At 37.1% G+C, this 12,470-nt stretch carries 11 protein-coding genes, 1 tRNA gene and 1 pseudogene; 4 read left to right on the forward strand and 9 right to left on the reverse strand.

Going from position 1 to position 12,470, the window contains the following annotated elements:
• Positions 1–46: 46 nt before the first annotated feature.
• Together LD028_RS15370 and LD028_RS15375 are read right to left on the reverse strand one after the other, a co-directional pair.
• Positions 47–772: a restriction endonuclease subunit S gene (locus tag LD028_RS15370; protein WP_237812285.1), complete on the reverse strand. Its 726-nt coding sequence runs from the start codon at positions 770–772 to the stop codon at positions 47–49.
• The gene (locus LD028_RS15375) at positions 769–2,316 is read right to left on the reverse strand and encodes a type I restriction-modification system subunit M (RefSeq protein ID WP_237812286.1); all 1,548 of its coding nucleotides are present in this window, start codon (positions 2,314–2,316) and stop codon (positions 769–771) included. The genes LD028_RS15370 and LD028_RS15375 overlap by 4 nt, the downstream gene beginning before the upstream one ends.
• 409 nt (positions 2,317–2,725) lie before the next feature.
• Here LD028_RS15375 and LD028_RS15380 point away from each other — a divergent pair, with 409 nt between their 5' ends.
• A complete protein-coding gene (locus LD028_RS15380; RefSeq protein ID WP_237812287.1) occupies positions 2,726–3,796 on the forward strand; it encodes a ComEC/Rec2 family competence protein in 1,071 nt (356 codons plus the stop codon).
• Positions 3,797–3,817: 21 nt separating this feature from the next.
• The gene (locus tag LD028_RS15385; RefSeq protein ID WP_237812288.1) at positions 3,818–4,549 is read left to right on the forward strand and encodes a hypothetical protein; all 732 of its coding nucleotides are present in this window, start codon (positions 3,818–3,820) and stop codon (positions 4,547–4,549) included.
• 158 nt (positions 4,550–4,707) lie between these two features.
• Here the strand turns inward: LD028_RS15385 and LD028_RS15390 are convergent, their stop codons facing one another.
• Together LD028_RS15390 and LD028_RS15395 are read right to left on the reverse strand one after the other, a co-directional pair.
• Entirely contained in the window at positions 4,708–5,208 is a 501-nt protein-coding gene (locus tag LD028_RS15390; protein ID WP_237812289.1) for a hypothetical protein, read from the reverse strand.
• A gap of 321 nt (positions 5,209–5,529) precedes the next feature.
• Positions 5,530–5,790 carry a hypothetical protein gene (locus LD028_RS15395; protein ID WP_111646563.1) on the reverse strand — a complete coding sequence of 87 codons (261 nt, stop codon included), beginning with the start codon at positions 5,788–5,790 and terminating at the stop codon, positions 5,530–5,532.
• A gap of 219 nt (positions 5,791–6,009) precedes the next feature.
• On the opposite strand from LD028_RS15395, the gene LD028_RS15400 reads away from it, so the two are divergent.
• On the forward strand, positions 6,010–7,632 hold the full coding sequence (locus tag LD028_RS15400) for a recombinase family protein (protein WP_237812290.1): 1,623 nt from the start codon (positions 6,010–6,012) through the stop codon (positions 7,630–7,632).
• A 69-nt stretch (positions 7,633–7,701) separates the two neighbouring features.
• On the opposite strand, the pseudogene LD028_RS15405 reads toward LD028_RS15400, so the two are convergent.
• The 4 genes and pseudogenes from LD028_RS15405 to queG form a co-directional block, all read right to left on the reverse strand.
• A pseudogene (locus LD028_RS15405) lies at positions 7,702–8,574 on the reverse strand (protein prkA); the annotation flags it as partial.
• 281 nt (positions 8,575–8,855) lie between these two features.
• A complete protein-coding gene (gene trmL / locus LD028_RS15410; RefSeq protein ID WP_041638913.1) occupies positions 8,856–9,329 on the reverse strand; it encodes a tRNA (uridine(34)/cytosine(34)/5-carboxymethylaminomethyluridine(34)-2'-O)-methyltransferase TrmL in 474 nt (157 codons plus the stop codon).
• 11 nt (positions 9,330–9,340) lie between these two features.
• The gene (locus LD028_RS15415) at positions 9,341–10,198 is read right to left on the reverse strand and encodes an amidase domain-containing protein (RefSeq protein ID WP_237812291.1); all 858 of its coding nucleotides are present in this window, start codon (positions 10,196–10,198) and stop codon (positions 9,341–9,343) included.
• Positions 10,199–10,255: 57 nt separating this feature from the next.
• Positions 10,256–11,392: a tRNA epoxyqueuosine(34) reductase QueG gene (queG, locus tag LD028_RS15420; RefSeq protein ID WP_237812292.1), complete on the reverse strand. Its 1,137-nt coding sequence runs from the start codon at positions 11,390–11,392 to the stop codon at positions 10,256–10,258.
• Between the two features lie 61 nt (positions 11,393–11,453).
• Between queG and LD028_RS15425 the strand changes: the two genes are divergently transcribed.
• Positions 11,454–12,116, forward strand: a complete 663-nt coding sequence (locus tag LD028_RS15425; RefSeq protein ID WP_237812293.1) for a B3/B4 domain-containing protein — start codon at positions 11,454–11,456, stop codon at positions 12,114–12,116.
• 82 nt (positions 12,117–12,198) lie between these two features.
• On the opposite strand, the gene LD028_RS15430 is transcribed toward LD028_RS15425, so the two are convergent.
• Positions 12,199–12,272 (reverse strand) — tRNA-Gly (locus LD028_RS15430).
• Positions 12,273–12,470 lie beyond the last annotated feature (198 nt).

Consider the following 12,470-nt stretch of genomic DNA (forward strand, 5'->3'; position numbering starts at 1 on the left):
CGAAGTGCGGTAGTAGGGTTTTAAAGTTTTTCTCGATTTTACATGTCTATTTTCTTGACATAATACCAAAGTATTTGCTCTTAAAAGCATATCCATGTTTAATCTCAATAAGATTCCCTAAACTCACAACCTCCCATCCCTTTGGAATCATCCCTAATTCCGACTCCATAAACTCCCCATCTTGAAATGGTCCAAAATCAACAAACCAATGCTTGTACAGCGTCATTGCCATTTCTTCGAGGGTTTTGTTCATTTTTAAGTTCAGTTCTATCTTTTCATCAATACTTCCAAGAATTGAAGCAATCTTTTTCTGAATATCAATAGGTGGTACTGGAATTGGTATTTTTTTTAATTCAGAACTTTTTATCCCAATAACTGTTGTCCCTGAAGAACGAGAGTGTATTCTATGTTGCATCAAAGGGGATTGAAGCATATATTTTAAAAATCCATTATCAAGTACATTTACTTTCCCTCTCATGGTAATAATCCTTTGGGCCAATGCCACTTTTCCATCAAAACATAACTGAGCAACTTCTCCCAATGGTGCTTCTGTCGTCATGACGACATCCCCTTTTTGCGGGATTCCTCTAGTCATCCATTTATCGTAATCTTCAAGAGCAATAAATTCATTCGGAGTGTTAATTCTACCGTTTTTTACTATTTTTGCTGTGATTAATGGTACACCACTTGCTGTTTTTTTCGGTGTCTTTCCTCTATAATCAATAAATTTTTCTACTACTTCTTCTAAGGCAAACTCTTTCCACTCAATCACATTAATTCCTCCAAGTCTTTCTTAATCTTCTCTTGAAGGCGATTAGACTCTTCAAACTGTTCCAAAAGACGCTGAGTTAACTCAGCCATTTTTTCTTCAAATGGTATATCGTCTACATCAGATACTTCTGTTCCAACATAAATGCCCGGTGTCAATTTGTAGTCATTGGCCTGTACTTCGTCAATTGTTGCAACTTTGCAAAAACCAGCAACATCTTCATATCCTTCTGTCTCTTCATATTTGTAGGCATGATAAACGGCAGCGATTTTATCAATTTCCTCTTTGGACAGCGCTTTTTGCTTACGGCTAACGAGTGTACCCATTTTGCGAGCGTCGATAAACAAAATTTCATTCTTTCTTGCTCGGTAACCGTTTTTACCGTCACGGTTTTTGCTTAAAAAGAATAAACAACATGGGATACCTGTTGTAAAGAACAGTTTTTCAGGCAACTGAACAATGCAGTCAATATATCCTTCGTCAATTAATTTTTGACGCACTTCTTTCTCCTCTTTGACATTCGTTGTCATGGCTCCGTTTGCCATTACAAACCCTGCCGTACCTGCATCATTTAAGTGATATAAGAAATGCTGCATCCACATATAGTTCGCATTGCTATTTGTTACAGGTCCGATTAAACGAGGGTCTTTTTTCGATAAACGATCTGCTCCCCAATCTTTTTGGTTAAATGGCGGGTTAGCAATAATGTAGTCTACCTTCAAGTCAGGAAACTGGTCATTTAAAAGTGAGTCTCCTAAACGAATTTCTGCATTGATGCCATGTAGCAAAACGTTCATTTTTCCAAGACGCACTGTCGTTACTACATTTTCTTGTCCATAAAACGAAAGTGCATGTTTATTCGGAGCATATTCTTCACTTTGTATAAACATCCCGCCACTACCGCACGCAGGGTCAAAAACAATACCACTTTTCGGCTCAAGCATAGCAACAAGCAACTTAACGATACTTGACGGTGTAAAAAATTCTCCGCCTCTGTTACCTTCAGAAGCAGCAAAAGAACTAATAAAATACTCATATGTACGCCCTAATATGTCTACACTTTCATGAGTATTAGCGCTAAATACATCGCGTGAAAAGATTTCTATTAAGCCCGCCACATTTTCAGCAGGTAAGTTCGAACCTTGGTAAATTCGAGGCAACATGCCTTCTAATTCTGGGTTCTCCTCTTCAAGACGCTTCATCGCATTATCAAGAATTTCTTTAATATTTGGCTGCTTGGCGTTTTTCATAATATAAGACCAACTTGCTTCTTCAGGAACCACAAAGACGTTCTCAGCCTTGTATTGATCTGGGTCAGAAATAATCACTTGCTGCATTTCAGCATCTTCCATGTACCAATCACTGTTTGGGTCTTTTACGATTTGTTCTAATTCTTTTCGGCGCTGTTCGTACTTATTAGAAAGATAGCGCAAAAAGATTAATGGAAGTACATAATGTTTATAATCAGCAGGAGCAACACTCCCACGCATTTTATTGGCTGCTTCAAACAAATCTTTCTGAAAATCTATATCTGCTTTAACTGTCATTGTAAACCTCCTGATATTACTAACAACTAATATAATCTAATTTTCCATATAATATTATTTTATCATAAAGCCCAAACTAGTAATAAAAAGACAAAGAACGAAACTATGACTTTTTTCTATTGTTAACTTTGTCCCTCAGTTTTAGAAGTGTTTTTCGTCCCTTCGAATGTCTTTGCTATCGTAATCTAATAGTACTAAGAAATGTATCTTCAAATAATAAGAACGTAACCAAAAAGTATTAAATTCAATTGTTTCTTGAAAATGTAAGCCCTCCCCTAATTATTAAAAAACATGAACACATTAAGAATAAATTCATATTATCCAAAATTATACATACTTTCTATTTATTAAAACACCATTGTGTTATAATTTTTAATACATATATTGGTTAGAATAGGGGGATTGGCTAATGGGAATAGAAATTGAATTTCTACCTGTTGGAGAGAACACAAAAAATGGCGATGCTATAGTGATTAGGTATGGTAAAGAGGGAAATTATAAAATTATGGTCGTTGATGGGGGAACTAAAGAATCTGGCAAACAAGTTGTTGAACATATAAAAAATTATTATGGGACTAGTTACGTAGATTATGTAGTTAATACTCACCCTGATATTGATCATGTTTCTGGGTTAGTAACGGTTCTTGAAGAATTAGAAGTTGGAGAATTGTGGATGCATCTCCCATGGGAACACTCTTCTGAAATAAGAGATATGTTCAAAGATGGTAGGATTACTGATAATAGTTTATCCGAACGAATTAAAAACTCTTTAAATAAGGCACACCAATTATATGAGATTGCAATACAAAAGGAAATTCCCATTTATGAACCTTTTGCAGGGGAATATATAGGAGATTTTCTAGTACTGTCACCGAACAGGGATTGGTATATTAATGATTTATTACCTGATTTCCCTAATATGCCAGAAAAAAAAGAAGAAAATTTGATTAGAAAAGCAATTACGGAAACCTATGCAAAAATTTTGGAATGGATAGACGAAACTTGGGACATGGAAACTTTAAGTGAAGACTATGAATCAACGGGAGCAAGAAATGAAAGCAGTGTTGTACTCTACGGAGATATAGAGAATTATAAGGTATTACTTACTGGCGATGCTGGAAAACAAGCACTTCATAATAGCGCAGATTATGCTGATTCATTAGGTATTGATTTAAAGAGGTGTAAATTTGTTCAAATGCCGCATCACGGTAGTCGTCGCAACGTTTCGCCAAGCGTTCTAGACAGGATAATAGGTGAAAAGGTAACAGAGGGGGAAGAACCTAACAAAACCGTGTTTGTATCTGTTTCTAAAGAAACCACTGAACATCCAAAAAAAGTTGTAGTTAATGCATTCATTAGAAGAGGAGCAAAAGTTTTTGAAACAAGAGGAACCACCATCAGGCATTTCAAAAATATGCCAACAAGGTCCGGATGGGTTTCATTAACTCCCTTGTCCTTTAATTCGAAAGTAGAAAAATAGAGTTTAAAGGGGAGGATGTATATGAATCTTGAAGTTATATTAAATACATACGAAAGAAAAGCGAGATATTATCCGTCCCTTTTAACAGTCTCTCCCATTATAATTTGGTTATATTTATGGTTTCCTGAGATCAGTTCACTTGAAGGTACTTTTATTAGTTTAATAGTTGGATTGGGGATTTCAATACCACTATCTGTATTAGCAAGAACCTTAGGTAAAAAAAAGCAAGACAAATTAGTGGCTCAATGGGGTGCTCTTCCTGCCACATTAATATTAAGGCATAATGATAATACTCTAAACATCGATACCAAAAAGCGGTATCACCAAAAACTTAGATTATTAACAAACTTGGATATACCAACAGAGAATGAAGAAGTAAATAATCCTAGTGTGGCCAACCGAATATATGATTCATGTATTGATTATTTAAGACAAAGTACTAGAGATAGGACTAAATACTCTTTGGTTTTTAACGAAAACATTTACTATGGGCAATTAAGAAACTTACTGGGACTTAAACCATTAGGCTTGTTCATTTGTATTTCTTTATTAATAATCCAATTGCTTTTAATTTATAATAATTATGGGATAGGAATTAATATTTCTGCGGTACCTATCCTAAAAATAATTTCAATCTTATTTACAATTTCATTTATTATTTTTTGGCTCTTTTTTGTTAGTCCTATTCAAGTTTACAATGCCGGAATAAATTACGGAAGAGCACTGCTAGAATGTTGTGAAGAAATTGAGTAGAAACGATAAATTTTCTTCAAATCAAGCAAGAGGATTGTTAAGACAGCCCCTCTTGCTTTTCTTTTTAGTATCTTAAGTTTTAATATTTTAGTATCTAAAACAAAATGTGTTTTGCTTTATCATTATTTATAAAATGAATTTTATCAAAGAATAATTGACTAAACTCCCAACTGCTCGCAGATGTTATTAAGATTTTTCGCAACAATTCTATTTCTGCTAATAGCCTTTTTGTATTTCGTTTTAAGACGGTGCCATTGAGCATTTGTTCTTTTGAGATAAACCGTAGAAGTATCTATTTTACCATTGTTTTCTATTTCAAAAACTCGGTATTTAGAGTTGAACTCATCAATCTCTACTACAATGAAATGAAAACCGTTTTGTATAAACAAATCCACAATACTTTTGTTGAATATTTCGATATCATGCACAATAATTGTGTCGATTTGGCGTTTCTTGAGCCCTTCCATAAAATCCGTTGCAGCAGCGGGATTGTTTTTATATGAAAGATATCCCTCTACTTTCAAGCCTACAGTTTCCTCCAATATTGCACTTACTACTTGTGACTCTAAGTATAATTCAATACTGTTATCTTGAATTGGATCAAGATGAACAAGATAACCCACTTTTTTTCCGTTCTTACCAAATTGATTTTTTTGCATAAAAAACTCCTCCTTTTTAAACACAGAATTTATAAAAATACATAATACACCCATATAAACGGGCACAAATAGCCTTATATATGCACATATTCAACTATTAAATGCGGTGTATTATATATTTTTTCTTCTCCGTGTATTAAAAAGAAGGAGATATCGTATAAATATAAACGTTAAAATTTCCGTATATTAAACAACAAACCATTTATTATATATAAAAATATACCAATATATAACAATATACTAAAATTAGATTGCTTTTATGATACTACATCATAAACTTCTTGTAAAGGTCCAATATTCAATTTTTATCTTCTTCTACTATTACCAATCATTTTGCCTTACTCTCCTGTCCATCAATATTGCAAACAAATAAGACGGAGCCTGCAAGTGCTGTACAGGTACAGTATTTTCTAACGGTACATATTTTAGTGCTTCTTTAAAAGTATTTTTTGATATTGAGCGATTAGTTCTGCTTAACTCAATAGAATTTCCCTTAACTTTGTACGTAAACTCTCCTCCACGAATTTGCTTGAAAACTTGACCTTCACATTCCTTTATTCTTTCCCATACGATTTCAATCATCCTATCCCCTCCCCCTTGTAACAAAAATTCTAAAAATATATTGAGTTCATATATTAATTATACCAAACACCTAATCTTAGGTTATTTTATACAAAAATCCCAAGTCTCATTTTCTTGTGAGTTTATAGCAATAACTATTGTATTTTTGTATGTGCTACATATGTATATTTAGTAGTATAATAGTCGTTAAACACATACCAAAACAGGGGGAATGGGTATATGGATAGTAAGTTACCATCCAGTGTTAAGTATATATACGCTTATATCCGTCGTTCTCGACAAGACTTGGAACGGGAAAAAAAGACAGATCAGGATACACTAGCAGAACAACGAGCGTTATTGGAAAGAATCTTAAATGAAAGATACCAACACTACGACTGGGATTTATACGAAGAAGTAGGAAGCGGTGCAGATGCTATTGAGGAACGGCCTGTTTTTCGACATATTATTGAACAATTGCAAAATGTAAAACCACGCACAGTTGCTATAATGGTTAAAGATATAAGCCGTCTGGGACGTGGTTCATATGAGCAGATGGGGTTTCTAGAAAAAATCATATTAGAAAAATGCATTTACATTATAACTCCATTTCAAACATTTGATCCTCTTGATGATAACGACATGGAATACATTAAGTTCCATATGTTCTTCGCCAATATGGAATATAGCAAAATAACGCGACGAATGCGGGAAGCACGCTATACATATGCAGTACAAGGCAGATGGATGACGGGTGGCGGCGGGATTCCGTATGGATATAAATTTAATAGTTTTACCCAGAGATTAGAACCCGATGAAGAAACCGCATGGGTAGTGCAAAAGATTTTTGATTATTATGTAAATCATGGCATTGGTTATAACGCTATTAGTACAAAACTTAGAGAAGAAGGGATTCCTACCCCAACGGGAAAAACATATTGGAAGCCCATGGTGATTAGACGAATATTGAGAAACCCTGTGTATATTGGCACCGTACAATTTAGAACCACACGGCTTAGAAATAAGAAAAAAATAAAACTGGAGGAAAAAGACTGGATAGTGGCAGAAAATGCCCATCCTCCATTGATTGACAAACAAACGTTTGAAAAAGCGGCTGAAATCATGGAAGAAAATAAAAACAGTCCTAAGGTCAGATTAGATTTTGAGCCTCAACCACTAGCAGGACTTATCGTTTGTTCAGGTTGCGGAAATAAAATGCAAAGGCAGTACTCTAGACAATACTATACGAAAAAAGACGGTACACAGTCTGTATATAACAAAGAATTTCTAAATTGTTTGGCTTGCAGGGTTTATATGAAGTATAGAACTGTAGAACAAGAAATTCTCCGCATCCTGCAAGAAGATTTCATTAATGTCGATACTGAAATATTAAGACAAAGGCTTGAAGAAATGATTGACTTAGATAAAATGAAACAGAAAAATTCTGTTAATCCAACTGACCGAGTTTTACTCATACAAAAACAGTTAGAAAGTCTGGATGGTGAATTGACTGCTTTGCGGAGAATGTTGCGGAAAGGACAAATAACAGACGAGGAATATGAAGAAGATCGGGCAGAAATTTTAAAACAAAAAGAAGAAAAAGAAAGACAACTTTATTTTTTGCAAGCAGAAACACATAAGGAGCAAATTGAAGAAGTAAATGTTGAGTCTATACAGCAAGGATTTAAAACTTTGTATGACTTGTATGTAAACGGTGATTTATCTAAAGGCGAAAAGAATGAAATTTTACGAGGGATCTTTGATTACATTGTGCTAGAAAAAACAGGTAAAGGGAAATTTAATCTGCATGCTTACATTAACCCTAAAATCATTTTAAACACTATCTCCTCTGCTTCCCACTGAAGGGAAGTTTTTTTATTTTTTAGTCATATTTGTTTTTACGCTTTTATATACTTTTAGTAGATATCAAATAACAACCGATTCATCGGCACTAATGAGCGCAAATCGTCCTGCCTTAAAGTTTCCTTCTTGCGTCAAAGAAAGCAAATGCCATAAAAACTTTTCATCGCATTTTAGCATTTCTTGAAATTCCATAATACCACGATTAGCTTTGTTTAACTCCCCATCAAAGCGATATGCGCGCGGATCTGATTCCGATCCATATTGAGCAATCGTCGAAAAATCGATGCTTCCTGTTAAATCAGCAATATCTTGCGACTTCGGATCGGACGGGCTGAACGTCCCAATCCCAACACGTTTATCTTCCGAGAAAAAGATGCGTTCGACCATTACATCCTCAATGCGTCCACCATATTCCTTTTCAAGTCTCATCATATTTAACGGCGACAAGTTTCCTTCAATACGAATACCGTACTCTTTATAAAACTCATCACGCAAATGATGCGGAATTAAATGGAGCGGGTCTTCATGCATCGGACACCCTTTAATGGCATATACAGCACCGCGATCGGTATATGAGTAAGCTTCAAGCCCTCGCTTTAGCATCGTCACAAGCGTTGATTTTCCTCCGCTTACCGGCCCCATCAACAACAAAATACGCTTTCGAACATCTAATCGCTTAGCAGCTGGATGAAAATATTCTTCCACAAGCCGCTCTAGCGCTTCCTCAAGCCCGAACAATTGCCCGCTAAAAAAGTTGTATTTTTTCTTTCCGTCTACTTCTTCTATGCCCGCATCTTTGATCATATTGTAAACGCGAGAATGAGCAGACTGAGCTACCCATGGTTTTTCTTTTACAATTTCCAAATACTCCGCGAACGTCCCTTCCCACTTTAATTTTTGTTCTTCTTCTCTATATTTTTGTATTTTTTTCAAAATGTCCATACACGGACCTCCTCCACCTTTGATGTCTAGCGTCATGATTAATACCATATGTATGCAAGGATGTCCGTAATCATTCGTGAAAGTATGACTTTCATCTTGGTATACAATTAAGCTATAATGAAAGCGCGGACATTTTCTTGTCACTTCATAAGGGAGGAGATTTCGTATGAAAACGCTTCTTGTGCTTGGCGTCATTTTCGCCTTCTTAGCTGCTATTTTTACAGCAGGATATAACGATAAGCCAGAAGTAAAAAATTAAGCGACTTTCAAATGAAAGTCGCTTAAAATACATTTGGGAAGTTTTGTTGTCTTAACGCCTCATATACGAGAATGGCTGCGGTATTCGATAAGTTAAGCGAACGAACATATTCGTTCATCGGAATGCGCAAACAACGTTCCATATTGTTTTCAATTAAGTCTTTTGGTAATCCGCTCGTCTCACGACCGAAAACGAAAAAGTAATCTTTCGTTTGATCACTATAATCAAATGACGTGTAATATGTTTTTCCAAACTTCGTAATAAAGAAAAATTCTCCCTCTTTATATTTATCAAAAAGCTCCTGCAATGAATCGTAATAATGCACATCAACGTAGTCCCAATAATCTAATCCGGCACGTTTTAACATTTTGTCGTCCGTCGAAAATCCGAGTGGACGGATTAAATGTAACGATGTGCCTGTTGCCGCGCACGTACGCGCAATATTTCCTGTATTTGCCGGAATTTCTGGTTGATATAAAACGACATGTAAAGCCACATTCTTCACTCCTATATTCGATCAATAATATGAAAAAACTTATATTGAATATTCGGCGTATAAGCGGTTGAATCCTCGTATGACCAATAACGCATACGGCTGTTGGACGTATGAGCGTTTACAAGCGGCATCCCTTGTTTATCTTTCGCGACAACGATCGTCGTATGATCGAATCGTCCGTCCCCTTGAAAATCATAACAAATGACATCACCGAGAGACAACTGTTCCGGCGATTTTTTTTCGACCGCTTGAATGCCTGTTTTCGATCCGCTTAAATACCAGCGAAACGCGTTTGCGACTGTCCACGTATAACTCCAATCGTTTTTCCTCATCCACCATCCTTTTGTTTTATTGGGATAGCCCATCATCGGAATGCCCCCCGCATGCAAGCATTGTGAAATAAAATTTGTACAATCTACAGAGAATTTTTGGAACTCTGGATTATAATCATTCCACCATATTTCAGCATATCGTACTGCAGCTAGTCGATCATACGTATAGCGAACGCGTTCATCGTCATCTCGTTCTTGTGTTTTTTCTATTTGTCCCGCCTCAACATGTGGCAAAACAAGACGATCATCTACAAGTTCATTTTTCTCAAATGTTGCTTCGCGCACCTCTTGTTGTTCCTCCACATACAACCACCCATTTTGCGAAATAACAAAACGAAAATGAACAATATAGCGCACAAATGTGTGTAGCCCGATATGTTTTTTTTCGATGATCGCTCCTTTTCCTTCACATTTCACAAGTTTCGCATTCCGCTTCACCAACAGCTTTCGTTTTCTTTCCACTTCTTCGTCTATCACATCGCTAACAAAAAAATGACGAATGCGTTCATCGAGAAGATCGTGTAGTCGTTTTCTCATCCCGTTCACCACTTTTTCGTTTTTTAATACGTTATGTCAGAGATGAAAGAAAAACAACTACACATTTTCAAGCATCGCTAACGCTTTTTCAATTTCACGAATGACATCTTCATCTTGTTCCCGCTCTTTTGCTTTCTTTAACATTGGTATTACTTCATAATTTCCGATTTTTCCAAGCGCCCACGCCGCTGTTCCACGAATGACTGGACGCGAATCTTTTTGAAGCAATATCAATAAATCATCGATAGCACTTTCATCTTTATAATGAGCCAATGCAATAATAGCATTTCGTTGAATCGGTTTTTTTCCACGCCATGCTCCAGATAGATGTCCAAACGTTTCTTTAAACTGGCGATTCGTCATATGAAGAAGCGGTTTTAATAAAGGTTTCACCACTTCTGGATCCGGCTCCATCTCCGGATGTAGATGAAAGTCTTTTCCTTTATTTTTCGGACAAACAAGCTGGCACGTATCACATCCATACAATCGGTTTCCTATTTTATCGCGAAACTCATCTGGAATGAATGTTTTCGTTTGTGTCAAAAAGGCGATGCAGCGCTTCGCATTCAGCTGTCCCCCTTGCACAAGCGCACCCGTTGGACAAGCATCGATGCAGCGCGTGCACGTTCCACATTCGTCTTCGACCGGCGTATCAGAGGGAAATGGAATATTCGTAATCATTTCACCTAAATAAACATACGAACCAAACTCCGGTGTAATAATGGCGCAGTTCTTCCCGCTCCATCCGATCCCTGCCCGTTCCGCCACCGCACGATCCGACAGTTCCCCTGTATCCACCATTGATTTGACTTTTGCGTTTGGCACACGTTCTAAAATAAATTTCTCCAATTTTTGCAAGCGATCGCGTAAAACAACATGATAATCTCGTCCCCAAGATGCGCGACAAAAAATGCCCCTTCGTTCTGTTTTCGTGCTTCGCGGTGCATTTTTTAGCTTTGACGGATACGCGAGGGCAATCGCAATAATAGAACGTGCTTCTGGAAGCAATAAAGACGGATTCGTCCGCTTTTCAATGTCAGGCTCTTCAAATCCCGATTCATACCCGAGTTGTTGTTGTTGACGCAATCGCTCTTTTAGTTCAAAAAACGGATCCGCATGAGCAAAACCAATTTTATCAATACCGATCGTTCGGCTATACTGAATGATTTCTTCTTTTAGCGCTTCAACGTCCATCCCTGAATCCCTCCTTTCTTCGTTGTTTATGTTACAATGTAAAGAAAAAGGAGTGAACGATATGTTAACCATTTGTGACACAATAAAACAGCGCGTATCCCATTTTAAAATCGGTGTCCTTACATACGATCAAATCGTCGTCGGTCCGTCCCCCAACATGTTGAAAGGGAAACTTCGACAATTTCAAGAGTTGCTATATTTTGATATGGAACAAACTCCGTTAGCTGAATGGCCAGAAGTAAAAGAATGGCGGTCTGTATTTAAACAAATTGGCACAGATCCGAGCCGATATCGTCCTTCATCGGAAAGTTTGCTTCGTCGCGTACAGAAGCAAAGTTTTATTCCATCCATTCACTCGGCGGCCGATGTGAATAACTTTTTTTCCTTATATTATAAACTACCGATCGGCATTTATGATCGAGATCATCTAACAGGAGATATAGCCGTCACGATCGGTACACAAGCAGATGAATATATCGGCATCAATGATCGGACGACAAATTTTGATCGAAAACTCGTCACAAAAGACGCTCAAGGCCCGTTCGGCAGCCCAATCGTTGATTCGAAACGAACAATGGTTACAGAGCAAACAACAAATGCAATTCAAATCGTATATTTTCTGCCCTCATTTACAGAAACGCAATGTGGACAAATATTACAAGCGATGAAAGAGATGTTTATTCAAATCCATGGGGGTACAGCTCATACACAACTCATCATATAACAAATACGGGGCGAAGCGAAATAAAAAAAACGCAATGCCCCGTTCATCTTCGAAACGAAACACTGCGTTGTCCCCGTATGTATGGAGCGGGTGATGGGAATCGAACCCACGACATCAGCTTGGAAGGCTGAGGTTTTACCACTAAACTACACCCGCATCATTGTGTTCACTATGTCCATAATTGCCCAGCACGCTCAACCCATGCCTCTTCCTCTTCCAGCTTACTCAATGATGATCGATGCGTCGAGGCAACTCGCCGCTTATTCGACGATGCGTCGCTCGTGGCTGAGGTTTTACCACTAAACTACACCCGCATCATTGTGTTCACTATGTCCATAATTGCCCAGCACGCTC

The organism is Anoxybacillus sp. LAT27 (assembly GCF_022030075.1).
GTDB lineage: Bacteria > Bacillota > Bacilli > Bacillales > Anoxybacillaceae > Anoxybacillus > Anoxybacillus kestanbolensis.